The following is a 23,119-nucleotide window of genomic DNA, read 5'->3' as shown; positions in this document are numbered from 1 at the left end:
ATTGCATCGCGCATCAGAATGGCTGCTTGGCGCATCATTCGCAGAAGCGTCACACGCCTATGGTCCCGCCTCGAAAATTCGCGCGCGCCGGCTGGAGCGGCGTCGCGCGCCTGTCATTCGGGAGGGGATTCCTATGATGAGCACCAAGACGCGCCTGCTGGCCGCTTCGGTTCTGATTTCGGCGACGGCGCTGACCGCCGCGCCGTCCTACGCGCAGTCGGCTCGCGACAGCGCCGTCGTCGACGAGCTGGTCGTCACCGCCCGTAAGCGCACCGAAAGCGTGCTCGACGTGCCGATGAGCATCAACGTGGTCGGCGAGCAGGCCCTTCAGAACATGGGCGCCGAGAGCTACACCGCGCTGCTGGGCTCGGTCCCCAGCCTGACCGCCTACCAGAACGGTCCGGGCCGCACGCGCCTGTCGATCCGCGGCGTCACCAATGGCGGCGGCAACGACAACGACACCCAGAACCAGGAAACCGTCGGCATCTACATCGACGAAATCCCGATCTCGATGGGCGCCCTGAACCCGGAACTGGCGCTGTTCGACCTGGAGCGCATCGAAGTGCTGCGCGGTCCGCAAGGCACCCTCTACGGCGCCGGCTCCATGACCGGCACCGTGCGGATGATCACCCATCGTCCGCAGTTCAACGTCTTCGACGGCAAGGTCGAGTACGGCGTGTCGAGCGTCAACGAAGGCGGCGACGGCTTCTCGCTCAAGGGCCTGGTCAACGTTCCGCTGATCAACGACCGCCTCGCGATCCGCGCCTCGGGCTACTACACCAAGACCCCCGGCTACATCGACAACGTCACCACCGGCGAGAAGGACCTCAATGACGGTCTGGCCCGCGGCGGCCGCGTTGAGGCCCGCCTGCAGGTCACCGACGACTTCACGGCCGACCTGTCGTACTTCAAGCACCACTACAAGGACGGCGGCCGCCCCGAGGACCTGGAGCGCGTGCCTGGCCTGGCCCGCGACTACACCTCGAGCGACGGCTTCGACGACAAGCTCGACATCTACAACCTGACCCTGAACTACGACCTCGGTTTCGCGAACCTGGTCTCGTCGACCTCGTATTTCGACCGCACGACCGTCAACAAGCGCTCGCTCGACGGCCTGCTGTCGGTGTTCCCGGGCGTGAAGCCCAGCCCGCTGGTCGACACCACGGACTCGACCTACTTCGCCCAGGAGATCCGCCTGGCCTCGCAGGGCGATGGTCCGTTCAGCTGGGTCGTCGGCGCGTTCGCCGACAAGAAGGATATCTTCTACCTGAACACCGTCCCGGTGCCGGGCTTCGATGCGGCCATGGGCATCGACTCGAACGACTTCGGCGCCCCGACCGACAACCCCTATTGGGGCTACGACGACCTCGAGGTGAGCACCTACGCCCTGTTCGGCGAACTGACCTACGAGATCGGCAAGTGGAGCGTCACCGGCGGCCTGCGCTATTTCAACTGGGAACAGAAGTACAAGCTGTACGCCTCGGGCTTCTTCAACGGCGCCGTCCCCAGCGACCCGCCGCGCCGCACCTCCAAGGAGGACGGCTACAACCCGAAGCTCAACGTCTCCTATGACGTGAACGACGACTTCATGGTCTACGCCCAGGCTGCGCGCGGCTTCCGCTACGGTGGCATCAACACCCCGGTGCCGCAGGACGTCTGCGCCGCCGAGCTGGCCGACTTCAGCCGCACCGGCACTGACCCGAACGTCTTCGAGGCCGACAAGGTCTGGAACTACGAAGTTGGCGGCAAGGGCTCCTTCGCCGACGGCCGCGTCCGCGTGAACGGCGCCTACTTCCACCTGGTCTGGGACGACATGCAGACCCAGCGCCGTCTCGACTGCGGCTTCGGCTTCCGTGAGAACGTCGGCGGCGCGACCAGCGACGGCGTCGAACTGGAACTCACCGCCAACCCGATCCAGGGCCTGACCCTGACCGCCGGCGGCGCCTACATCGACTCCAAGCTGTCGACCGACGTGGCGAACCTCAACGCCAAGAAGGGCGACAAGGCGCCGTTCGTGCCCGAGTTCACCTTCAGCGGCTCGGCCGAGTACGTGTTCCCGATCAGCGACGAGCTCGACGGCTTCGTCTACGCCGGCTACCAGTACATGGGCGAGCGCGCCACGGAGTTCAGCGAGACCCAGTCCGCCTACCGCAAGATGGACGCCTACAACGTCGTCAACCTGCGCGCGGGCCTGACCCACGAGGGCATCGAGTTCTCGGTCTACGCGAACAACGCGCTCGACAGCCGCGGCGTGATCCGCGCGCTGCCGGCCAGCCCGTTCGATCCCGAGGCGCGCATCCGCATCGTGCCGCGCACCGTCGGGGCGAACATCCGGGTGCCGTTCTAAAACTGCCGGCCGGCGGGGCGACCCGCCGGCCATCGACCTGACTAGGGGAGGGCCCGCCTTGGCCGTGACACTCGTTCGACGCGCCATGCTCGGCGCGGCTCTGACCCTGGCGATGGCGGGCCATGCGCTCGCCGCGACGGCTGTTCCGGTGGTGATGACCACCGACCTCGGCGTCGTGGAGCTGGAGCTCTATCCGGACAAGGCGCCCGTCACCGTCGCCAACTTCCTGCGCTATGTGGACGAGGGCCGCTTCGACGGCGCGACCTTCTACCGGGTCGTCCGCGCCGGGACCGATCCGAACCCCAAGGCCCCGATCCAGGTGATCCAGGGCGGCATCGACACCGACGCCCATCGCGGCCAGATGCTGCCGCCGATCGCCCACGAGACCACCGCCAAGACCGGCCTTACCCACACCGACGGCGTCATCTCGATGGCGCGGGATGGTCCCGGCACCGCGACCTCCGAGTTCTTCATCACGGTCGGCGATAACACCAGCCTCGACTTCGGCGGCGCCCGCAATCCCGACGGCCAGGGCTACGCCGCCTTCGGCCGGGTGACCCAGGGCATGGACGTGGTCCGCAAGATCCAGTCCCAGCCGTCCGACGCGCCGCCGCCGGTGGTGTTCGTAAAAGGACAGATTCTGGAACGTCCCGTCGAAATCCTGACGATACGGCGCAAATAGGAGCCCGATTGTGAAGTTCAGCGCACTTTCCGCCATCGCCCTGACGATAGCTCTCGCAGCCGGTCCGGCCCTCGCCGACGACCGCGCCGACGTCGCCAAGGTGCTGGCCGACGCCAGCGCCGGCTGGAGCCGCGGCGAGCTCGACACCTTCATGGCCAGCTACGAAAAAGCGCCGCAAATCAACTATGTTAGCGGTGGAAAGGTCATCCAGGGCTATGACGCGATCCGGGCCATGTACGCCCCGCGTTTCGCCGATCCCAAGGCCATGCCCAAGCTCTCGACCGAGGTCGTCGACTTCGATCCGCTGGGCGCCGACTACGCCGCCGTGATCGGCAGGTTCAATCTCGACATGCCGAATGGCGAGAAGGCCACTGGCCTGTTCAGCCTGGTGTTCCACAAGACCGCCGACGGCTGGCGGATCGTCTCCGATCACTCGGGCTGAGGCTTCGGCGGCCCGGCCTTACGCGCCCGGGCGACCGCCGCATCCAGGGCTGCGTCGTCCAGACCGCCCTGGATGAGATGGGGGCCGACCAGATAGGCCGGCGTGCCCTTCAGGCCCAGCGCAAACGCCTGGTTGGCGTGCGCCGCAAGTTGGCGATCTATCTCTTTGTCATGTCGAACTAAATCGGCCGCCAGCCGGTCCGGATCGAGCCCTGCCTGGGCGGCGATCCGGCGAACCTCGGCCGGGGTCAATGGCGCGTTGTCGGCCATCAGCGCCCGGTGCATGGCGAGGTACTTGCCCTGTCGGTCGGCGGCCAGCGCCGCGCGCGCCGCGATGGTTGATTGCTCGCCCAGGATCGCCCAGTCCTTGAAGTGCACTCGGACCTTCGGATCGCGCGCCAGCAGCCGCTCCAGCGCCGGATCGGTCCGCCGGCAGATCGGGCAGCGGTAGTCGGTGAACAGCACCACCACCACGTCGGCGTCGGCTGGCCCCACGCGCGGTGTGCCCGCGTCGCCCAAGACCCCGGCGACCACTGGCGTCAGCTCCAGCGGCAGCGCCGGCGGCGGCCTGTTCTGCAGGACGAAGGTGATCGCCAGCCCGACCGCAACGGCGATCGCCAGCACCCGCTTGGGATGGGCGTCCGCCCAGTCGGCGAGGGAATCGAAAAGCCGCTTCATGCAGCGGGGTTAGGCGTGGCCATGGGGGTAGTCTAGCTCCAGTCGGCTAGACTATTCGGTCCACCAGATGACGGATGTCCCGGGTTTCGATCGCGCGCACGTCCTCGCGCCATAGCCGCGCGCGATAGGCCCGTCCGGTGGCGCGCAGGTCGCCCAGCAGCACCGCCCCGATCTCGCGAGGCGGCGGGCGGACCGGCAGCTGACGGGCCTCACGCTCGATTGTCATGTCCATTTAAACGTCGCCGCATCCCTTGTGGTTCTTGGGATGGTGAACGCCAGGCGCTAGCTGCCGGCGAGCTCGGCCGCCAGCCAGTCTAGGAACAGCCGCGCCTGCGGCGACAACGGCCGGGTTCGGTGCGGTATGGCCGCAAAGCCGTCAGGGAAGCTCGCGAAGTCCGCCACCGCGGTCAGCCGGCCAGCGGCGAGATCGGCGCTCGCCAGTCGCCGCTCGGCCACCGCCACCCCCATGCCCGCGACCGCGGCCTGCAGGCAGAGATGGGTGTGCGGAAAGTTGACCTGGGCCGGGGCCTCGACGGACAGGCCCGACAGCCGGCTCCACTGCGCCCAGGCCCCGGTGGTGTGATCGTGGCCGATGCGGCGTCCGGCGCGCAGCACGCCGTCCAGGCGCTCAACCGGATAGTCTGGGGCCGCGACCGGTCCGAACTGCGCGTCGGCCAGGCGGATGGCGCGGGCCTGGTCCTCGGGCGGATAGGCGCTGCGGTCCCAGAGGATCACCAGATCGGCGTCGCGCTCTTCGCGCATCTCCTTGGCGGAGGTCATCGAGAGCTGCAGCCGCACCTGCGGATGGTGTTCGGAGAAGCGCGGCAAATGCGGAACCAGCCAGCCCATGGCAAAGCTGGCGCTGCAGGCGATGCGCAGCTCTGGCGCGCGCGCCTCGCGCACCGCCTCGGCATAGGCCTGGCCCAGATCGTCGAACGCCAGGCCCACCGCGGCGGCCAGCCGCTTGCCGGCGGCGTTGGGTTGCAGGCCGGTCCCGACCTTGTCGAACAGGGGAACGCCGGCGTCTAGGCGCAGCGCCTGCAGCTGCTTGCTGACCGCACCGTGGGTGCGCCCCAGCTCTTCGGCGGCGCGGCCGACCGATCCCAGGCGGGCGACGGCCTCAAAGGCGCGTAGAGCGGCGAGCGGCGGCAGGCGTGGGCGCATGATGGCGGGCCTAGATATTGAATTTGGCTCACATATAGCACCACCCGAACTCGATTTTCCGAGCACATATCGCGGAATAGATGTCCGTTTGTCGAAGCGAGCATGAGGAAAAGTGACGGATGGCTGTCGGTGGAGATGTCGATTACGAGCGTACGGGCGCTGGCTACGGCGCTCAGCGCCAGCCCGATCCGGTGCTGGCCGCGCGCATCCGCCAGGCGCTGGGGCCGGTGCGGACGGTGCTCAATGTCGGGGCGGGGACCGGGTCTTACGAACCCGAGAATTGCTACGTCCTGGCGGTGGAGCCGTCGGCGGTGATGCGGGCCCAGCGGCGGCCGGGCGCGGGCCTCGCGATCGAGGGCTTCGCCGAGGGCCTGCCGCTCGATGACGACAGCGTCGACGCGGCGATGGCGGTGGCCACGGTGCATCAGTGGCGCGACCTGGCGAAGGGGCTGGCGGAGCTGCGGCGGGTGGCGCGCGGGCCGGTGGTGGTTGCGGCCTTCGACGGATCGGTCCTCTCGCAATGGTGGCTGAACGACTACGCGCCCGAGCTCCTGGCCGCCGAACAACAGCGCTATCCGCCCATCGAGGCGATCGCGCGGGGCCTGGGCGGCCAACTGAGCGTCGAGACGGTTCCCATCGCCATCGACTGCGTGGACGGCATCACTGAGGCCTTCTATGCGCGGCCCGAGCGGCTGCTGGACCCGGCCGTGCGCCGCGCCCAGTCCTCCTGGGGCTTTGTCGCGCCCGAGGTCGAGCCGCGGTTCGTCGCCGCCCTTTCGGCCGACCTGGCCTCGGGCGCCTGGGACGCCCGCTATGGCCGCTGGCGGGACATGCCCGCCTATGACGGCTCACGTCGACTGATCATCTCGCGCCCATAGGGCCGGGGCCCGTCTTGCGCCTGTCATGAACCGATATGTAGGCTGGGGTGACAACGCCAGGAGCCATCGCATGAAGTTCAAGCAGCTTGGCCGGACGGGCCTCTACGTATCCGAGATCTGCCTGGGGACCATGACCTTCGGCGGCAATGAGGAGGCCGGGATCTGGAAGGCCATCGGCTCGCTGCCCCAGGCCGACGTCGACGCCATCATGGGCAAGGCGCTGGCCGCCGGGGTGAACTTCTTCGATACCGCCGACGTCTATTCGTTCGGGGCTTCTGAGCAGCGGCTCGGCCAGTCGCTGAAGAACCTCGGGGTCAAGCGCAGCGACGTCGTGCTGGCGACCAAGGTGTTCGGCCAGATGGGGCCAGGGCCCAACGACCGCGGCGCCTCGCGCGGGCACATCATGGACTCGGTCAAGGCCAGTCTGGACCGCCTGCAGACCGACCACATCGACCTCTACCAGATCCACGGCAACGACACCGTCACCCCGATCGACGAGACGCTGCGCGCGCTCGACGACCTGGTGAGCCAGGGTCTGGTCCGCTACGTCGGCGTCTCCAACTGGGCGGCCTGGAAGATCGCCAAGGCGCTCGGCCTGTCGGAGGCCAAGGGCTATGCGCGCTTCGAGACGCTTCAGGCCTACTACACCATCGCCGGCCGCGATCTGGAGCGCGACCTGGTCCCGATGTTGACCTCCGAGCAGCTGGGCCTGATGGTCTGGTCGCCGCTGGCCGGCGGCCTGCTGTCGGGCAAGTTCGGGCCGGGTTCGAACAATCCGGAAAACGCCCGGCGCACCAATTTCGACTTCCCGCCCGTCAATCTCGACCGGGCTTGGGCTTGCGTGGAGGTCATGCGCGAGGTGGCGCAGGCGCACGGCGCCACCGTGGCCCGCGTGGCTCTGGCCTGGCTGCTCGCAAAGCCGCACGTGATGAGCGTGATCATCGGCGCAAAGACCGTCGAACAGCTCGACGACAACCTGGCCGCCGTCGATCTCGAACTGACGCCTGAGGAGATCCTGCGCCTCGACGCGGTGAGCGAGCTTCCGGCCGAATACCCGGGCTGGATGTTCGCCCGCCAGGGCGGCGCGCGCGTGCCAGCGCCCTTCACGCCGACGACTTGAGGCGTCTGGCTGTGGATCATTCCGCACCGATCGCGGTCGTCCGCGGCGCGACGACGGCGCAGATCCAGGCCCTGTTCGCCGAATTCGTCGCGCGGCTCGGCCCGCAGGTCCGGGTCGCGGGCGTGATCGAGGAGGAGCCGGCCCCTGGCCATGCGCAGCTTCGCAGCCTGGCCGATGGGCGGCGGTTCGAGGTGTTTCAGGCGCTGGGCCGCGGCTCAAGCGCCTGCAGCGTCGACGCCGACAGCATCGTGACCGCCTGCGCGGCTGTGTGCGGCGACATTGAGGCCGGATGCGATCTGGTGGTGCTGAGCAAGTTCGGGCGGCTGGAGGCCGAGCGCACCGGCCTCAGCGACGCCTTCGCCGCCGGGCTGGCGGGCGAGGTCCCGATCCTGACGTCGGTGGCGCCCAAGTTCGACCCGGTGTGGACCGCCTTCGCCGCGCCGCTGTTCGTCATGCTGCCGCCGCAGTTGGCGGCGATGGAGGCGTGGTGGCGCGGCTTGCGGAGGCAGGCGGCCTAGTCGCGAAGACGCCGGCGCAGCCGCATGGCCTCGCGCTCGTCCACCCCCGGCGGGTAGGCTAGGCAGGCGTCCCAGCGCCGCGCGCCGCACCGCACGCAGGCCGCCTTGACCCGCGCGGCGACGTCGGCGACCGGCGTCTGTAGTCCGCCGTCGCCCAGGGTGTAGAGCCGGTGCGCGATCCGCAGCGGGTCATAGCGCCGTCGCCAGCCGCAGCCTGTGCACGACAGCAGCACGACGCAGCCAGGAAAGTGGCGGACATGCTCAAGCCGGGCCGCGGGCAGGGGAAGCTTACGATCTGGCGGGCGCGGGAGGGGCATGGCGCATGAAAACAAAACAAGAACATTGACGCCACGGCCTCAGGGTGGCCGAAGTCCGCCCGATGCCACCGGCCGTAGTGGTCGGCAAGGCGAGGGGCTCGCGTGCAGTTGGTCCGAGAGCATTCGCGCAGCCAGGGAACTCCACAGAATTCGTTTGAGCAGCTTGGCGTGCTGCGTCAGTCTCTACTGTCGGCAGGCGTCAAGGGTGTCCGGATGCGGATGATCTACCTGGTGCTCGTACACGAAGGTCGAGAGCAGCTCGACGCATTAGTTGAACGGCTTGCTCCGGAGGGCAGTTCGGACAAGGTCATCATTCACGCGGACCGCCGCTCGAAGCTGTGGCGAAGTCTGCGCGACCATCCTCCGGCAGATGCGGAGCGCGTGCACGTCATCAAGAACCCGGTCAAGGTGCGATGGGGCCACCGGAGTCTGCAATCGGCGATCGGGCTGCTCATCAATCGGGCGATAGACTTCGACTTTGACTATGCGCATTTGGTCAGCGGCGCGGACTGGCCGGTCGCATCGCGGCAGGAGATCTTGCGAGATCTTCAATCCGCCCAGCCGCCGCTCTGCTACATCGACGCGGAGTGCGGGCGCGAAGAGGATCGGATGCAGGGCTTCCGCATCGACGCCCGCTGGCTGCGGCCCGACCCCGAGCGCGAACCCCTGGCTTTCCGGCTGAAGCCGTACATCGAGCGCCTATCGCACTGGCTGGACGCCCGGCGCCGGCGTCTCGGCGACCGGTCGCGGCCCTGGGGGCAGTGGTTCAAAGGGGAGACTTGGTGGTCGTTGCCCAAGGAGGCGTTGCAGGTGGTCGCGGTGGAACTGCGCAAGCTGAACGGATCGAGCCGCCTCGTCGGGACCTACATCTGCGAAGAGCACGTCATCCCGACGATTATCGCCACCAAGTTTCCCGATCGGGTGGCTGACTACCGGCGCTACATCGATTGGACCAACGGCGGCGACAGTCCGCGCCTGCTGGGGCGCAGCGACCAGCAGGCTATCGCGCTCAGCGGGGCGTGGTTCGCCCGCAAAGTCTCACTCGCGCACGACGATTTCTTCCTGCGTCTTCCGCCTTACAGCTGACCCGTCGTTCATCCGCCGAAAGGGCCGTGTTCGAGGGACCAGATCAATCCGGTCTAGATCGAGGGTTTCGCCCGATACTGCCTGCGCTGTTCATGAGCTTTCATCTGGGGGTTCGATTTACTCCGCAAGGCTCGCGACGCCTGTCCCTGCGGTCGGCAACGAGGACCTCAGATGGCATCAATGAAGAAACTGGCGGCGCTCGGATTGATGGGCGCGACTCTGTGGGCCGCGCCTGGCCTGGCGCTGGCTCAAGAACCCACACCGCTCAAGGGACTGATCATCTCAAACGACGGCGCCACCATGGTCGTGCGCAGCGACGCCGGCGACACGCCCGTGAAGCTCACTGGCGAGACCAAGGTCCGCGGCGTCACCGGCGTGCTGGGGGTCCGCGGAAGCGACTATCCGACCAGCACCCTGATCCGCGGGCTGCCCGTCGAGGTCGTCACCGCCCCGAACGGCGACGCCGTCACCGCGTCCGAGGTCACCTTCAAGACCAGCGACCTGAAGACCGCCCAGCAGATCTCCGCTGGCCTAGTGAGCACCGACGCCGCCGTCGCCGCCAACTCCGAGCGGATCGACAATGTCGGGCTGCTGGTCCCGGCCGGCCGGACCAAGGTCTTCTTCCCGGTCGGCAGCGCCACGATTTCGGAAAAGGGCAAGCAGGACCTGCAAGCCATCGCCGAGCAGGCCAAGGGCATCAAGGGCGCCTATCGGATCGCCGTGGTCGGGCGGGCCGACCGTTCGGGAAACGCTGCGGCGAACCAAAGGCTGAGCGAAGCCCGCGCCGCCGCGGTCACTGAGTACCTGCAGCAATCAGCGGCGATCTCGCCGGCCAATTTCATCCCCAACGCAGCCCTCGGCTCGGCGCCCGTCGCGCAAGATCCCGACGAGCCCAAGAACGCCGCCGAGGCGCGGCGCGTCACCGTGACGATCGCGGTCAGCAAGTCTTCGCAGGCCGCGGTCGCCAAATAGGGCCAGGAGCGATCGCCGCCAGTCAGCGGTTGCTCGATGCCTTACGGATCAAGGGAAAAGAATGGTGGATGCGACAGGGATTGAACCTGTGACCCCCTCGGTGTGAAGCTCTAAATACTGTATTCGTGGCGTTTCAGACGGTTAAAATACCCAACAAAAACAGTGGTGGGGTGTTCTGCCGTTTTCGTCGTGATAAGATGAGTTTCGTTCTACTTGCCCCCCATTTGCCCCCAAAAATCGAGGGAAAATGGACTTGCGAGAGGGTCACTCATGGGTGTCGCGATCAACACTGAAAGAGAGCTCTACGCGCTGACTGCGCAGTCCAAGCGATACGAGCGCGCCATCGGAAGGGCGAGGGGCCTCTCGGTGCTGGTGCATCCAAATGGCGTCAAAACCTTCGTCTTCAGATATGTGGCCGAGAACGGCTCCAGGCGCCGCGTTCAGCTTGGTGATCATCCAGCTATAAGCCTGCTCGATGCGCGCATGAAGTCAGGCGCTGCAAGGGTTAGGGTTCTGGACGGGCGCGATCCTGCCGCCGAGCGCGCGGCGGCCAAAGCCGAGAAGCGGCTGGGTGAAACGCTTGAAGATCTGGCGGCGCGGTATTGGGCGGCCGCAGCTGTCGGCCTGCATGGCGGACGCAGGCGTCCGCTGCGGCCAGCGACGCTCGCGCGCCAGCAAGTCCTCTGGAGACGGCATCTCTCCGAGCAGATTGGTCCGCGGCGTTTCAAGGAGTTTCGCCGCGCTGACGTACGCGCTTTCATGCAAAGCATAGTCCTCGAAGGGAAGTTAAGTGCGGCAAGCATTGCGAGTATAGGAGATGTTCTGAGGGCTATTTTTACCTATGCGCTGCACGAAGACATGATTGAGGCCAATCCGACGTTGGGTCTCACCCGGCCGCTGGCCCCCCAATCGCGTTCAAGGCTGTTCAGCGATCACGCGCTTAGCGTGATCCTGCGCCAGCTCCACGACGCGTCGAACGCCAGAGATGGCCGCTTCGACCCTTACGCGCGCCTCGAGCCTCAGATGGCCAGGGCGCTTCGCTTCATGATCCTTACTCTGGCGAGGAGAACCGAGGCCGCTGGCGCACGGTGGAGCGAAATCGATCTGGCTGCGAGAGCCTGGCACATCCCGCCTAGCCGCACGAAGAACAACCAGTTCCACACAGTGCCCTTGTCGCCGGAGGCCATCGAGGTGTTGCATGAGGCCCGGCGAAGCTCGGCAAGCGAGTTCATCTTCCCATCTGCGACCAAGGACGGGGCTCACCTAGATCCGCACGCTCTGACGAGGAAGATCAACCGCATTTGCTCGCGCTTTGAGCTGCCGCCGGGGTCGCCGCACGACTTCCGCCGAACTGGCGCGACCGTATTGACCGGGGAGCGATACCGCGTGCGCCGGTTCATCGTTGGGCTGCTGCTTGGCCATACGCCCAATGACGGAGCGGCTATCACCGCAGTCTACGATCGCAATGAGTATCTGACTGAGAAGCGCGAGGCGCTCAATGCATGGGCCCGGCATCTGTTGGAACTCCACTCGATACCAGAGGAACCAGCCATTCCCGGAGCGCGAGGCCATCTGCGGCTGGTGATCGCGGGGTAGAGAATGCTTGTTCGTGAGCGGATCGTGGCGCGCATGGAGCCCATTCCTGTTGGAGAACCGGGACGGGAGAAGCCGGAGCTGCGGCTCCCTGAGGCCTTGAAGAGCGCGCGCGAAGGCGCACGTGGTGGCCTTCTGAGGCGCCTTGCGGCTTCAAGGCGCTTTGCGCGGGGCGATCGGGCGTTAGGGTCTGGGAGCGGGGCTCCACGCGTGAGGCTGGATCTCAGCCAACGGGTCATCGTCAAAGCGCTCGTTTCGCGCCACGCAATGGGCGCATCCCGAGGGGAGGCTCTTGCTCGGCATGTGGCTTATCTTGGCCGTCAGGGGGCAGGTCGTGACGGCGTACGCGCGACCTTTTTCGACCGCTCAACTGAGGGCCTGGATCTTGCCGTCACGCGCGCTTGGAAAGACGATCGCCATCACTTCCGGCTGATCGTCTCGCCAGAGCTCGGGGATCGCATCCCCGATCTTCGCGGCTATGTTCGCCAGGTCATGGCAAGGGTGGCGAGCGACTTGGGGGAGCCGGACCTTGATTGGATCGCGACCTGCCACTTCGACACCGACCAGCCGCACGCACACGTGCTGTTGCGAGGTCGCAGGGCCGACGCCAGCGACCTCGTAATTTCGCGCCAGTACATCTCCTATGGCGTCCGGGCGCGCGCTCAGGAAGTCGCCCAGGAACAGTTGGGAAATCTCGCACGCGCCGACGCCGAGCAGCGCCTATGGCGCGAGACGCAGGCTAACCGGTTCACCCGCCTGGACCGGCGCCTGCTCGACGAGCGACTTGCAGACGGCACAGTGAGCGACGGCGTCGGACGCTCTGGTTCCTGGTCGGCGCTGACCCGCGGGCGACTTCGCCATCTGGAACTTCTCGGATTGGCGCGGAAGGTGGGGGGACGCTATCGGTTGGCCGATGGGCTCGAGATGGAGCTTCGCACCGCCCAACTGCGGATGGACGTCATCCGGACGATGAACCAGCGCCGGCTTGAGACCGGCCTGGACGTGAAGGCCAAGTTTAGCGGTCTACTGCGGGGCGAGGTCGTTAAGAGCGGTTTCCACGATGAGTTGGGCGGGGCGTCCTACGCCATCGTTCGGGAGCAGGGCGTGGAGTACTACGCCGCCCTAAAGCTCGGGCAGCAACCGCTAGAGGTTGGGCGCCACGTGGCTCTCTCGCTCGGATCGGTGCGGCCGTTGGCGAGCAGCGTCGAGCATGGGCTTGGGCGCTAGTCGATAGCTCACGGCATAGGCGTTAATCGCCTGAGTGGCCCGCTCCAGCGAAGGGAGCGGGCTGTTTCATTTGCGCGGCGACTGAGACCTATATGTACCTGAAAAATATCCATATTGTGGAAATTGCGTACATTTGACAGGCGCCCCGAATGCCGCTCAGTTCCTGGCGCTCGCGACACCTCGGACGCATCTCGGGGGAGCGTGCGATCCGACGTGAGCGGCCCGCTCCCCCACCCCCGGAGCGGGTCAGTTCTCTGCAGAAGGAGCTGTATGGCAAGGCAAGGAGGAAGGCCGCCACCGAGGATCAGCATCTGCGACGTAGTAGACGAGTGGCTCAGTCACGCGAATGCTGCGGAGCTTGAACGATTGCGCGATCTGGTGCGCACCTGGACAGATATCGACGCTCAGCGCCAAGCGCTGGCGATCGTGGAGCGCCACCGGGTGGATTAGCTCCCGGCAGCAAGAATTTCCTTACTCCTTGCGGCCCAGGCGCCAGTTTTGCCGCTGGCGTATCGCGGCCCCGGCCGCACCAAACGCGACCACCATCATCGCCCAATTGGCGAGAATTTCGATTGAACTGACCACTTATTGCACGCCTCCGGTTGCCCTTGCGGGCGTCCCTCGGCGTGGGGAGCGTTTCGATACCTGGATGGTTCCGGCCCGTGCGTCATAGCGAGGCCACCGCGGCCCGGCTCGGCCTGCCGGCAGGGCTGGTCTACATCACCTGGAGCTAGGCGCCTGAACTGGCCCGTCTCTCTGCCGAGGGGCGGGTCTTTTTGCGTTTCAGGCGGCCTACGGTCGCGGAAACCGCTCATCGGCTAGCGATGCGCATTTCTGCACGGCCGCATTCCCGAGCGCCTCGCCACGCGTGTTGAGATCCGCATCTGTTGGCGCGTTAGCCAAGGCGTCCTTCGTTATGCAACGGCAGGCGAACTCGACTTCGCCTTGGGGGACGCCGATGTCGGTGAGATTGCGCTTACAGGCCGCAAGCATCGAGGCTTCGAAGTTGGTCCGAAAAGCTGACGCCTGCCTACCATTGGCCTCTTGCGTCTGACCGGGGCTGCAGGCCGCGAGCAGGATCAGGCAGACCAAATGGTATCGATTCATTGAGCCCCCAGGTCCCAAGTTCGAGGCCGCCCATTGGCGCTCCATACCGCAATTCTGCGGTAGTGCGCGCCCCGGTGGTCTGCCCAATGATTCAGCTTATGGAAGGCGCGTTTGCGCGGCCAGACCTTCCTGACCCGGTGCACTATCCAAGAACTTTTGAGGCTCCGGGCGCCTTAGATCACCACCTCTGGCCGACCGAGCTTGAGCGCCACGGCGACGGGATGTGGTCCGACCTGGTCGACCGCATCGGCCAACTCCGCCTCCGAGCAGTCCAGCTTTTCGGTGATCTCCCTGACCTTCGTAGGGTTAGCGAGGTCGATGGGATCGTGCGGGTCGAATGTCTTCGGCTCGTCGGGTCGCATGGCGATCTCCCGGGGGCTAGCTCCCAGCAGCTTAGAAGCGCTTGTCGCGCTAGGGCGTTCCCTCAATGCCTGGGCAGCCCAGCGCCGGCCGGTGGCGGATCAAGGCCGGTGAGGGGCAGGTGTCCGCGCTCCTCATGGTGGAAGACCTGGCCGAGATCGCGCTTGTCGACGGCCTGGCCGCAGGACTGGCAGTGGTAGAAGTGCCGAGCCTCGTCGATCGGCTCGCCGTCCTCCCGGCCAATGTAGTGAAAGTCGCTGGGCTTGGTCATGGAACCGGGAGCCTCCTGATCGACTCGACTCCTGAAGGCCCGGGAGGTTCCATGGCGACGTGCCTCGAACCCGAAGATCGCGAACGTCTCCGCCTGATCAGCCAGGCCGGCGGGAAGATCCACATCGTCACGGCGCGTCGACGGCAGAAGTTCGCCGACCAGGCCGCGCTCGTGCGCTGGGCCGAAGGCATGTGCAGGGCCGATTACATGCGCCTTGAGCGGAGGAAGGGTGACGCCAATGACCCGGCCGGCGAGGAGTTCTTTGACTACATTTTGACGCCGAAGGCAGAGCGGGCGGCGAAGCGGGCCAATTGACGGCTGAGCTTCGGCGCCATCACCTTCGCCTTATTGCGGGCCGCGTGGGGGCACACCATTGTTGAAGTCCGCAGAGCTCAGGCGGTCGGCGTCGCGCGCGGCTCTGGTCGGGGCGTCGTGGAGCGCGGTTGTCTGCACCTTTGGCGCAATCATCGCCGCCTTCGGTCTTGCTGCAAACTGGGAGGGGGCCAGTTCTGCCTTCCTTCTGGCTATTGCCGGCGTCGGCACGCTCTTTGTCGTTGGCGCGATCTGGAGCGCGTCTATAGCCGGCGCTGTGTGGCGATCGCTTAGGGGCAGTCGTAATGTGTAACCTCTACAGCCAGACCAAGGGCCAAGCGGCGATCAACGCCCTGGTCCGCCACATGAACGACCGGACGGGCAACCTGCCCCCGCTGCCGGGAATCTTCCCTGACTACGCCGCGCCGATCATCCGCCACGCGGCCGAGGGCGGCCAGGAACTGGCGATGGTCCGTTGGGGCATGCCGAGTTCCAGCCAGGCGATCTACAAGAACGCCACGGCCCGCGCCGACAAGCTCCGCGCCAAGGGCAAGGAGTTCGACTTCAACGAGCTGCTGAAGATGGAGCCGGACGGCGGGACGACCAACGTCCGCAACACGTCGAGCAGACACTGGACACGCTGGCTTGAGCCGCCGAACCGCTGCCTCGTGCCCTTCACCAGCTTCAGCGAGTTCAACCGGGAAGCCGGCGGCGACGTTTGGTTCGCCCACGGCGAGGACCGACCGCTGTCGTTCTTCGCCGGCATCGAGGTTCGAGGCTGGGAGAGCGTGCGCAAGATCAAGACCGGCCTGGAGACGATCGACCTGTTCGCGTTCCTGACGACCGAGCCGAATGCGGAGGTCGGCGCGATCCACCCGAAGGCCATGCCGGTCATCCTCACGACCGAGGAAGAGCGCGACGTCTGGATGCGGGCGCCCTGGTCGGAGGCCAAGGCGCTTCAGCGGCCGTTGCCTGACGGCTCGCTGCAGATCGTGGCGCGGGCCGTGAAGAAGGACGAAGTCGGGATGGAGCCAGTTGCGTGAGCGTCACCAAAGAGGGGCGAACCTTGATCTGGTGGGTCAACGCCGTCGTGTTTTTCGCGGGCGTGGTCGCGCTCGTGGCATTTGAGGGCATCCGACTTATCTCGCCGACTGAGCCAATCGCCGCGACCGGCCATGTGCACCTAGTCGCGGGAGCGTGGGCGTCGAGGTTCTATGTCGACGACAGTCTTCAGATGGTCGTCAGTGGCCTGAAAGCTGTCATGTACATCTGGCTCGCGTTTGCCTTTGCTTCCCTTATTTCGGGCGTGGTGAGCTGGCTGCTGCGGCTCCTTCGCTTGAATTGAGCCGAACCGGTGAGGTGGCGATCGTCACCTCGACCTTGGGCCGAGGAAGCAGAAGTGAGGTTGCAGACTGTCGCGCTGCTGACGGATGGTCGGCAGCGCTTCGATCCCGGGCTGGAGCCGGTCTAGAGCGTGAAGCCGATCACCGTATCCATAGTCGTCCTGGCGATGTTGGGGCTGATGTTCCTGCTTACGATTGCCCAACGATCGGCAGAGGGGCGTTGTCTTAGCAGGGGCGGCAAAGGCGGCGGCCTTGACTGTTCAGGCCCGGTCGAATCCGCTTTCCGGCCAGGGCTTTCGGACTAGCCCATGGCGCTTGTCGCCCTCGCGCGCTTCCAGCACGTAGGGGAGGAAGTTCTGGGTAAACTCGCCGCCGTTTCCCATCACCTCGATCGTGTACGAGGTCCCCTCGTAGGCTCCGGTGTAGGCAAACTTCAGATACCCCCACCAGCGGGCCTCATGTTCGGTGATCTGATGCTCGGCGTGCGCCGCCTGCAGGCTCGCGATAGCCTCGGCCGGCATCTCCGTCATGATCGCGCGGATTTCGTCGCCGGTGTGCTGCTTCATGGGGCGGTGATAGCCGCGACACTGGACGATTCGCGATCAGTGCCTGCGAGGATCGTCCAGTCGGAATCGATTGCGTGACGGCGGCGGCGGTCGTTCCAGCTCAACCAACACGCAATCTCCTCGCGAGGGACTACGGGCCGCGCCTGAACCTCGTTTCGATTTCCTAACCTGTGATCCACCCACTAGGGAGTTCATTCAAATGAGCTCCCATCACAATCAATCGGGAGCCGGTATCAAACGTAAGAACGACGTCCGCCCCGACTTGGCCAATATTGTAAGTCTGGCCTTCAACGCTAAGGCGATCACCTTCTTCAGCGTTGAAATCGTAGATGCGATCAACGCCTAAGCCGGCCGAAATTTTGAACAAATCCGCGCCGCTTCCACCAATAAGGGCGTCGTAACCTTCGCCGCCGGACAGCGTATCATCGCCGTCTCTGCCCATCAGGATGTCATCTCCCGAGCCTCCTAGTATTGCGTCGTTTTCAAGTGATCCGGAAATGACCAGCGGTCCTGATACCGCCTCTCCGTCATCACCACCCCGATGCGCGGTCGTCGGAATAATCTGATCAAGATCGAATCCGAAAGGAAGTAATCCATTCGGATATTTCGTTTGAATTTGGGTGTTAGTTGGGTAGGAAATCCCGTAGTAATTGGCGAGCTCCCTGCCGAGCTCATTTGCAAACTGTTCAATAGTATCTTATTCGTACTGACTCCAAGTTCCGTCTGAATTGAAGTGTGTTGCCAGGGCGAGGCTTGTCTTGTTGGCATGACCCATCTCGTGAGCCAATATGTAACCCAACTCAGTATCATCCATTACCGCTCCAAATCGCGGTGTATCCGTCATTATCTTTTGCGCATCAATATGAACAATGTATTTGCCATTAGAAAATATAGTTTCCGCAGCTTCACCAGATATTGTGGAGCTAACAAATTTGAACAACCAACGATTTTCCGACATTCCTAAATCTAGCGGAGTTTGATTGTTCGTAGATCCAGGAACATCTACGACGTCGACGTTAACGGTGCTAGCGTCGTTTCCTAGCGAAAGATTTATATATCTAGCTTGGGCCGGCATCTTCATTAGGAACTGATATACGGTGGAAACGTTGGCATCAAAAGTCACAGCTGACGTATCTACAGCATTGTATGCGAAATCAACTGAATGGTTGCTTCTAGCAACCCATTGAATGACCCATGGAAGGCTTGAGGGATCGGGATTTGGCGCCTGAGTGGGAAACGAGTTCCAGTTATATGTCGGTGGGGTGCCGACAACCGTGACGCCATCGACAGTGGTTGGTTCGGTCATATCGCCTCCGCATACATCCATTGCGAGAAAAATTTATGCTTTCTCTGTAAAGGTGTGACGTCAAGCGGAGTCTTGCTCACTTTAGGTTGAAGGTTGTGGCCCCGCGTTCGCTGTATGGTAGCGGTATTGGAAATGTTTCTAGGGGCGGACTGGCGCATGCGCGTGTTGTCGATTCTAGCTGCGTTCGTGATTTGTTCCTCGCAATTCGCGCGGGTTGAGGCTGCAAGCGCGGATTGTCAGGCTGCGGTCGCGGCGGCTCGCGAAGGGATGCGCGCCTTCCCAGATGCCACTTTGGTTTCAGCGCCAGTAGTTACTACACATGCAGCGATGTCCGACGGCTGGGTCGGGAGCAGCCCTTCCGTTGCGATGATTGCGCGCACCAAGCAGGGGTTCCAGTCAACTTCGACAACTTGTTCGGAGGTTCAGGACCTTGCGAGGTCGAATGAAGGTCTCGCCATGCACGGCGCGGTCGTTGAAGTGTCATTTCCAGTAATTAGCGACGACGGAAGAGAGGCGATTGCTTTGGCAAGAATGCGCGATCGGCAAAGTTCGATCGCGTACTTTATCTACCTTCGAAGAGAAGCACTGGTTTGGAAGGTCCGAGGGCATCGCCTTGGGGCAATTTCCTGATGCTACATCCTTGTGGGGCGAGGCCGGAGGGCAAGCGAAGAGGCGCTTGTGCAGCAATACAAGTCACGTGGCGTGAACGGCTTTGCGGGCCGATACATCGAAGACTATCAAACCCTTGAAACTCAGGCCGATGCGATGGCGAACAAGATCAGGATTTAATCAACGTCCGGTGTCCGCCCGTCTCGGATATATCAGAGCTATGAGCTAAATCATCACCTCGACCTTGCCGATCTCATGGCACCGGCTGCACCGCAGGCGCCGGCGGATGTCGAACGGGGTCGCGTCAGGGCCAAATAGGGCGATGGCCTCGGCCTGGCTGAAGTCGGCCTTGTGGCCGCACGCGCAGGCGATCTTGAGCCGGTCCTGGTAGCGCATCTCCGAAATCAGCGTCTCGTACTTGCTCATTTCACAGGCTCCGGCGGGGAGGGGCCTCTGGCGGCGGTCATGGCGGTCGGCTCGATATCCTCGGGGTTCAGGTAGGCGCCGCGGCCGGACGACATTGGCCCGGCCTTGGGCCGCAGCATCCTGGGCGGCGTGCCGAGATAGTCGAACCCGCTCGCGCCGGGCGGCTTGCCTTTGAAGAACACCCGGCCGCTGCACTCGCCCACGGAGAGGATCGCCCGGCAGCGGGTCGTCCTGTTCCAGAGCACGAAGCCTGGTCCCAGAAGCCTGACCATCGCCTCCAGATCCACACGCAGCTCCGTCGTGCAGCTCTCGCAGTAGGCCCGCACCTTCCAGCGGCCCTTCCACATGTCGGAGATGGTCTCAGCGCCTCGGCGGCGCTCGGCGATCGTTATGCGGTCGAGGTTGCGCGAGCCCATTGCGGTTCGGTCGTCTGACGGAGCACTTTCCAGGTCATCCACACTGGCCCGCGGATGCGCTCCAGTTCGAACCACGCCTCTTCGCCCTCGAACGGAGGAACCTCAGGCACGGAGAGATACTCGGGACGGTCACGTCCCATGATCTGGAAGTGAAGCGTGTCGCCGCCGTCCATTGGGGAAAGGCGGATGCGGCGAAGCTTGGCGATCGTTCTCGCACCTTTCACAGCAGCATTTCCTGCATGTGCGCTGAGGGGATGCGCGGGGATGAAGAGGCGGCGGAAGGCTTTGCGGAGAGCATGGCGCGACGAGAACAAAAATAGAACATATAAGTCAATCGACCTAGCGTCGCGATGCGCACGTCGAAGGCGTGAACAGAATGATCATCCACCGAAATCCGCCAGCGCCCGCGTTTCACGCGTCAACAAGACCGGTATGCTCGCCCCATGACGAGGGGCGGCGCATTGTTGGGGGGGATGGGCGTCGCGTTCTTGCTTACGCCGGCCGTGGCGCTCGCAGATCCTTGCAAGGCGATCCCCGACCGCGGACCGGCGCCGGCGCATCTCTCCCCCGGCTCGACGTTTCGAGGGCCCGTGACCTATGTGGGCGACGGCGACAGCCTCTGCGTCGGCCTGGCTGCAAGGCCCGATCAGTGGGTCGAAGTGCGTCTGGCCGATTTCTATGCGCCTGAACTGAGCGCACCTGGCGGGCGGGAGGCGAAACAGGCTCTGGAGCGTGTCGTTCGCGGCAAGACCCTGACCTGCATCGCCGGCCGGCGAAGCTTCGACCGCGTCGTGGCCGATTGCCGACTGGGATCTGCGTCGGTCGGCGACCTGATGCGCCGGGCCGGCGTCGCGGAGGGCGGAAACGGCCGCTAGGCTCAGAAGTCGAAACCCAGTTGCTGCACGCCGCGACGATCAGCTTTGCCTGCCGCCGACTGGGCGCGAGGGCGAGCGGGCGGGAGGGGTGAGGCAGGCGGTTCAGGACCGTCGGTGGGCGACGTCATCTTCCGCCGGCGCAGGGCATGGGACGCCAAGGACGCGGTCCAGGCGGCGATGTCTTCTTCGCGCCATCCTACGCGCCCGGCTGAGATCACGACCGGCAGAGGGAACGCTCCGGTGTTCTGAAGCCGCCAGGCTGTGGTGCGGCTGATGCCGACCATCTGGCGCACCGCCGGCCAAGCCAGCAGGCGCCCCGGGGGCGTCAGTCGGAGTGGATCGCTGGACATGGCTGGTTCTCCCTTCTCATGGCTTTGCGGCTTGAGGCTCGCAGGCGCGCACCGAGCGGACGGGCCGCCCGGCGGTCAGGGCCAGGAAGCAGCTGATGACCCGGTCGACATAGACTTCGGTCTCCTCGATCGCCGGAACACGGCCCAGGGCCTCTACGCGCGCTGGACCTGCATTGTAGGCGGCCAAGGCCAGCCGAAGATCGCGAAACCTTTCCAACTGCGCGGAGAGGTACGCCGCTCCCCCCAGGAGATTCTCGCGCGGATCATTGCGATCCGTGACGCCTAACTCGCGCGCCGTTGCGGGCATCAACTGGGTGAGCCCGACGGCCCCGGCGAGGGACACTGCGTCGGCGCGGTAGCCGCTCTCGACCAGCACCAGCGAGTGCAGGAGCTTGGGATCGAGCCCATGTCGGGCGGCGGCGGCATCCACGAGTTCGGCGAAGGGCTGCTTCGATAATTCGGACAATGCGGCCGGCTGCGCGATCGGCGGGTCTGGCGTGACTTGCGCGTTGGCCGGACCGACGATCAACGCGCCGCCCGCGCCGCTCCAGTCGGCGGCTGGCGCCGGCGAGGCCGCCAACAGCAGAAGCAGGCAGGGCAGCCTCGTCACCATGTCAGCACGCCTAGGAAACGGCCTTTGAGTTCGGCGCGGTGGACCGGGCCAAAGTAGCGGGCGTCGAAGCTGTCGGCGCTGTCGCCGAGCAGGAAAACCTGGCCTGGCCCCAGCGAGCGGCAGCCGCGCCAGGCCGGAAGCTGACGTCCTTGGCTGTCATGTCCGTGCAGGAGGACGCCGCGCCGCGGCGTTGAGACTCTCCTCCCGCTCGCGCAGACGACGTCTCCCTCGACGGCCGCGACGCGCTTCAGCAGCAGCACGTTCTTGGGCGTTCCAAGTTGCGCAAGGTAGGGCCGCGCGAGCGCTGGGGGCCGAAGCGCGACGACGTCGCCGACGCCCGGCGTCCCGGCAAGGCGCAGATAGAGGCCCTTGGGCAGGCTCGGGCTCTCATTGACTATGGCCAGCTTGAAGCCGCTCTGGCTGGCGAGGGCGAGCGCCGAGAGGCCCATCAAGGTCGCCTCGATGCGTGTGGGAAGGCGCCTCATGGGACGTACGGCTCCAGCACCAGGTCATGTGTGAGCAAGGCGCGGACAGGGGCGCCGGCCTCCAGCCGAATAGAGGGCGTGACCTGCATCTCGCGGTCGATCAGCCGTCCACCAACCTGGGCGGCCTCTATGGCCGCTGCGTCGGCCGCGCTCGTAGCCCAGCCTCCGTCGTCGCGATCGTGGCCTCGGGCCATCTCCCCAAGAGCGGTGATCGCGCCGGCGAGCAAAACGCCCAGGCCCATTTGCCCAAGGCGGCGGTCGGCGCGGCCAACGACGCCTGCCGCGCCTTGGGCGTCGACGCCGGCGGCGCCGATCAGCGCGACGCTCTTGCCGTTGGGCAGGATCAGCCGCTCCCAGACGATGAAGGCGCGCCGTTCGCCATAACGAGACGCCCCGTCCTGGCGGCCGACAAGGCGAGACCCTTGCGGCGCAAGAAGGTGTTTGGCGCTGACCGTATCGAACACGTTTGCGCTCACGAGCGCGATCACCGGCCCCGGCCGGGCGGTGTCGATTGCGTTCAGCAAGCTCGCCGGAATGATCGAGCCGGCCTTCAGTTCGTAGGGCGAGAGCGGCGCGACGAGACCGGCCGGCAGGTTTGTCGCCGCCGGCGGGACGGCTGCAGATTGCTGCGGGGCGATGGCGCCTGCCGAAGGCCTTGCAAACAGCAGCTCCGAGCGTTGGGGCGCGCGGTCCGGCGTCGGCGCAGGGGGCGGTCGAGAGCGTGGCGCAGCATCCTCGGCCGAAGAAGGCTCCGGAGCATTCCCCAACGCGCGAGGGGGCGGCAGGTCGGCCAGCCTGTCGTAGCTGGCCGGCTGTGACGTAATGATCTCCGCGGGCCGGGCCTGCCGCTTTGATCCATCGTGAGGGGCCTCGGTTATGGCGCTTTGGGCCCTGGCCTTCAGGTGAGGCGCGAGTACGAAAGACCAGACGAGTGCGCCAGCGACGAGCGCGGCGCCCGTCAGAACGAGGGCGAGGGCCGCGCCCTTCCTCAGTCGCGCCACGGCCGGTCTGGCGGCGCGAACGCTGAGTTCTGCGTCCTTGGCCATCGGCTCGGGCC

General features: G+C 65.3%; 30 protein-coding genes. 14 read left to right on the top strand and 16 right to left on the bottom strand.

What is annotated here, in order from left to right; all coding sequences use genetic code 11:
* Nucleotides 1-136 precede the first annotated feature (136 nt).
* The 3 genes from C0481_RS04170 to C0481_RS04160 all read left to right on the top strand — a co-directional run bounded on the left by C0481_RS04170 (nt 137) and on the right by C0481_RS04160 (nt 3,471).
* Complete coding sequence (locus C0481_RS04170; protein WP_293400957.1) at nt 137-2,347, top strand: TonB-dependent receptor; 2,211 nt, start codon at nt 137-139, stop codon at nt 2,345-2,347.
* 64 nt (nt 2,348-2,411) lie between these two features.
* On the top strand, nt 2,412-3,029 hold the full coding sequence (locus C0481_RS04165; RefSeq protein WP_293401053.1) for a peptidylprolyl isomerase: 618 nt from the start codon (nt 2,412-2,414) through the stop codon (nt 3,027-3,029).
* 10 nt (nt 3,030-3,039) lie between these two features.
* Complete coding sequence (locus C0481_RS04160; protein ID WP_293400956.1) at nt 3,040-3,471, top strand: nuclear transport factor 2 family protein; 432 nt, start codon at nt 3,040-3,042, stop codon at nt 3,469-3,471.
* Here C0481_RS04160 and C0481_RS04155 read toward each other — a convergent pair.
* From C0481_RS04155 to C0481_RS04145, 3 genes are read right to left on the bottom strand one after another with little or no spacing between them, the layout of a single operon-like run.
* Nucleotides 3,459-4,148, bottom strand: a complete 690-nt coding sequence (locus C0481_RS04155; protein ID WP_293400955.1) for a thioredoxin domain-containing protein — start codon at nt 4,146-4,148, stop codon at nt 3,459-3,461. The genes C0481_RS04160 and C0481_RS04155 overlap by 13 nt on opposite strands.
* 46 nt (nt 4,149-4,194) lie before the next feature.
* Nucleotides 4,195-4,380, bottom strand: a complete 186-nt coding sequence (locus tag C0481_RS04150) for a hypothetical protein (protein WP_293400954.1) — start codon at nt 4,378-4,380, stop codon at nt 4,195-4,197.
* Between the two features lie 50 nt (nt 4,381-4,430).
* Nucleotides 4,431-5,312 (bottom strand): LysR substrate-binding domain-containing protein, encoded by an 882-nt coding sequence (locus C0481_RS04145; RefSeq protein ID WP_293400953.1) that lies wholly within the window; start codon nt 5,310-5,312, stop codon nt 4,431-4,433.
* A 119-nt stretch (nt 5,313-5,431) separates the two neighbouring features.
* Here C0481_RS04145 and C0481_RS04140 point away from each other — a divergent pair, with 119 nt between their 5' ends.
* From C0481_RS04140 to C0481_RS04130, 3 genes are all read left to right on the top strand, one after another.
* Nucleotides 5,432-6,190 (top strand): class I SAM-dependent methyltransferase, encoded by a 759-nt coding sequence (locus C0481_RS04140; protein WP_293400952.1) that lies wholly within the window; start codon nt 5,432-5,434, stop codon nt 6,188-6,190.
* Nucleotides 6,191-6,260: 70 nt separating this feature from the next.
* Nucleotides 6,261-7,310 carry an aldo/keto reductase gene (locus C0481_RS04135; RefSeq protein ID WP_293400950.1) on the top strand — a complete coding sequence of 350 codons (1,050 nt, stop codon included), beginning with the start codon at nt 6,261-6,263 and terminating at the stop codon, nt 7,308-7,310.
* Nucleotides 7,311-7,321: 11 nt separating this feature from the next.
* Nucleotides 7,322-7,828 carry a DUF2478 domain-containing protein gene (locus C0481_RS04130; RefSeq protein WP_293400949.1) on the top strand — a complete coding sequence of 169 codons (507 nt, stop codon included), beginning with the start codon at nt 7,322-7,324 and terminating at the stop codon, nt 7,826-7,828.
* Here the strand turns inward: C0481_RS04130 and C0481_RS04125 are convergent.
* The gene (locus tag C0481_RS04125; RefSeq protein ID WP_293400947.1) at nt 7,825-8,145 is read right to left on the bottom strand and encodes a hypothetical protein; all 321 of its coding nucleotides are present in this window, start codon (nt 8,143-8,145) and stop codon (nt 7,825-7,827) included. The genes C0481_RS04130 and C0481_RS04125 overlap by 4 nt on opposite strands.
* Nucleotides 8,146-8,358: 213 nt before the next feature.
* Between C0481_RS04125 and C0481_RS04120 the strand changes: the two genes are divergently transcribed.
* The 4 genes from C0481_RS04120 to C0481_RS04105 all read left to right on the top strand — a co-directional run bounded on the left by C0481_RS04120 (nt 8,359) and on the right by C0481_RS04105 (nt 13,023).
* Entirely contained in the window at nt 8,359-9,231 is an 873-nt protein-coding gene (locus tag C0481_RS04120) for a beta-1,6-N-acetylglucosaminyltransferase (protein WP_293400946.1), read from the top strand.
* Nucleotides 9,232-9,411: 180 nt separating this feature from the next.
* Nucleotides 9,412-10,203: an OmpA family protein gene (locus C0481_RS04115; RefSeq protein WP_293400945.1), complete on the top strand. Its 792-nt coding sequence runs from the start codon at nt 9,412-9,414 to the stop codon at nt 10,201-10,203.
* A 270-nt stretch (nt 10,204-10,473) separates the two neighbouring features.
* Nucleotides 10,474-11,799, top strand: coding sequence for a site-specific integrase (locus C0481_RS04110; protein ID WP_293400944.1), 1,326 nt, complete (start codon nt 10,474-10,476; stop codon nt 11,797-11,799).
* Nucleotides 11,800-12,006: 207 nt separating this feature from the next.
* On the top strand, nt 12,007-13,023 hold the full coding sequence (locus tag C0481_RS04105) for a DUF3363 domain-containing protein (protein WP_293400943.1): 1,017 nt from the start codon (nt 12,007-12,009) through the stop codon (nt 13,021-13,023).
* A gap of 1,280 nt (nt 13,024-14,303) precedes the next feature.
* On the opposite strand, the gene C0481_RS04100 is transcribed toward C0481_RS04105, so the two are convergent.
* Both C0481_RS04100 and C0481_RS04095 read right to left on the bottom strand, forming a co-directional pair.
* Nucleotides 14,304-14,492, bottom strand: a complete 189-nt coding sequence (locus C0481_RS04100; protein ID WP_293400942.1) for a DUF3606 domain-containing protein — start codon at nt 14,490-14,492, stop codon at nt 14,304-14,306.
* A 62-nt stretch (nt 14,493-14,554) separates the two neighbouring features.
* Nucleotides 14,555-14,761 carry a hypothetical protein gene (locus tag C0481_RS04095; RefSeq protein ID WP_293400941.1) on the bottom strand — a complete coding sequence of 69 codons (207 nt, stop codon included), beginning with the start codon at nt 14,759-14,761 and terminating at the stop codon, nt 14,555-14,557.
* A 51-nt stretch (nt 14,762-14,812) separates the two neighbouring features.
* Between C0481_RS04095 and C0481_RS04090 the strand changes: the two genes are divergently transcribed.
* The 3 genes from C0481_RS04090 (at nt 14,813) to C0481_RS04080 (ending at nt 16,418) form a co-directional block, all read left to right on the top strand.
* Nucleotides 14,813-15,076 (top strand): hypothetical protein, encoded by a 264-nt coding sequence (locus C0481_RS04090; RefSeq protein ID WP_293400940.1) that lies wholly within the window; start codon nt 14,813-14,815, stop codon nt 15,074-15,076.
* A gap of 302 nt (nt 15,077-15,378) precedes the next feature.
* Complete coding sequence (locus C0481_RS04085; protein WP_293400939.1) at nt 15,379-16,116, top strand: SOS response-associated peptidase family protein; 738 nt, start codon at nt 15,379-15,381, stop codon at nt 16,114-16,116.
* Nucleotides 16,113-16,418: a hypothetical protein gene (locus C0481_RS04080; RefSeq protein ID WP_293400938.1), complete on the top strand. Its 306-nt coding sequence runs from the start codon at nt 16,113-16,115 to the stop codon at nt 16,416-16,418. Before C0481_RS04085 ends, C0481_RS04080 begins: the two co-directional genes overlap by 4 nt.
* 258 nt (nt 16,419-16,676) lie before the next feature.
* Here the strand turns inward: C0481_RS04080 and C0481_RS04075 are convergent, their stop codons facing one another.
* The 6 genes from C0481_RS04075 to C0481_RS04050 all read right to left on the bottom strand — a co-directional run bounded on the left by C0481_RS04075 (nt 16,677) and on the right by C0481_RS04050 (nt 19,963).
* Nucleotides 16,677-16,982 carry a hypothetical protein gene (locus tag C0481_RS04075; protein WP_293400937.1) on the bottom strand — a complete coding sequence of 102 codons (306 nt, stop codon included), beginning with the start codon at nt 16,980-16,982 and terminating at the stop codon, nt 16,677-16,679.
* A gap of 163 nt (nt 16,983-17,145) precedes the next feature.
* Complete coding sequence (locus C0481_RS04070) at nt 17,146-17,481, bottom strand: hypothetical protein (RefSeq protein WP_293401052.1); 336 nt, start codon at nt 17,479-17,481, stop codon at nt 17,146-17,148.
* Nucleotides 17,482-17,679: 198 nt separating this feature from the next.
* Nucleotides 17,680-18,288, bottom strand: a complete 609-nt coding sequence (locus tag C0481_RS04065; RefSeq protein ID WP_293400936.1) for a hypothetical protein — start codon at nt 18,286-18,288, stop codon at nt 17,680-17,682.
* An 834-nt stretch (nt 18,289-19,122) separates the two neighbouring features.
* Nucleotides 19,123-19,323 (bottom strand): hypothetical protein, encoded by a 201-nt coding sequence (locus C0481_RS04060; RefSeq protein WP_293400935.1) that lies wholly within the window; start codon nt 19,321-19,323, stop codon nt 19,123-19,125.
* On the bottom strand, nt 19,320-19,739 hold the full coding sequence (locus C0481_RS04055) for a hypothetical protein (RefSeq protein ID WP_293400934.1): 420 nt from the start codon (nt 19,737-19,739) through the stop codon (nt 19,320-19,322). The genes C0481_RS04060 and C0481_RS04055 overlap by 4 nt, the downstream gene beginning before the upstream one ends.
* Nucleotides 19,712-19,963, bottom strand: coding sequence for a hypothetical protein (locus C0481_RS04050; RefSeq protein WP_293400933.1), 252 nt, complete (start codon nt 19,961-19,963; stop codon nt 19,712-19,714). The genes C0481_RS04055 and C0481_RS04050 overlap by 28 nt, the downstream gene beginning before the upstream one ends.
* Nucleotides 19,964-20,329: 366 nt before the next feature.
* Between C0481_RS04050 and C0481_RS04045 the strand changes: the two genes are divergently transcribed.
* Complete coding sequence (locus C0481_RS04045; RefSeq protein ID WP_293400932.1) at nt 20,330-20,614, top strand: hypothetical protein; 285 nt, start codon at nt 20,330-20,332, stop codon at nt 20,612-20,614.
* A 2-nt stretch (nt 20,615-20,616) separates the two neighbouring features.
* Here the strand turns inward: C0481_RS04045 and C0481_RS04040 are convergent, their stop codons facing one another.
* Genes C0481_RS04040 through C0481_RS04025 form a run of 4 tightly spaced genes read right to left on the bottom strand, consistent with a single transcriptional unit; the run spans nt 20,617 to nt 23,108 of the window.
* Complete coding sequence (locus tag C0481_RS04040; protein ID WP_293400931.1) at nt 20,617-20,964, bottom strand: AlpA family phage regulatory protein; 348 nt, start codon at nt 20,962-20,964, stop codon at nt 20,617-20,619.
* 16 nt (nt 20,965-20,980) lie between these two features.
* Entirely contained in the window at nt 20,981-21,577 is a 597-nt protein-coding gene (locus tag C0481_RS04035) for a lytic transglycosylase domain-containing protein (protein WP_293400930.1), read from the bottom strand.
* Complete coding sequence (locus C0481_RS04030; RefSeq protein ID WP_293400929.1) at nt 21,571-22,062, bottom strand: S26 family signal peptidase; 492 nt, start codon at nt 22,060-22,062, stop codon at nt 21,571-21,573. The genes C0481_RS04035 and C0481_RS04030 overlap by 7 nt, the downstream gene beginning before the upstream one ends.
* Nucleotides 22,059-23,108 (bottom strand): TrbI/VirB10 family protein, encoded by a 1,050-nt coding sequence (locus C0481_RS04025; RefSeq protein ID WP_293400928.1) that lies wholly within the window; start codon nt 23,106-23,108, stop codon nt 22,059-22,061. Before C0481_RS04025 ends, C0481_RS04030 begins: the two co-directional genes overlap by 4 nt.
* Nucleotides 23,109-23,119: the final 11 nt, after the last annotated feature.

This window comes from Phenylobacterium sp. (genome assembly GCF_013822795.1).
Classification (GTDB): Bacteria; Pseudomonadota; Alphaproteobacteria; order Caulobacterales; family Caulobacteraceae; genus Phenylobacterium.
The sequence above is the reverse complement of the archived record's forward strand: the minus strand, read 5'-3'. Positions and strand labels throughout refer to the sequence as shown.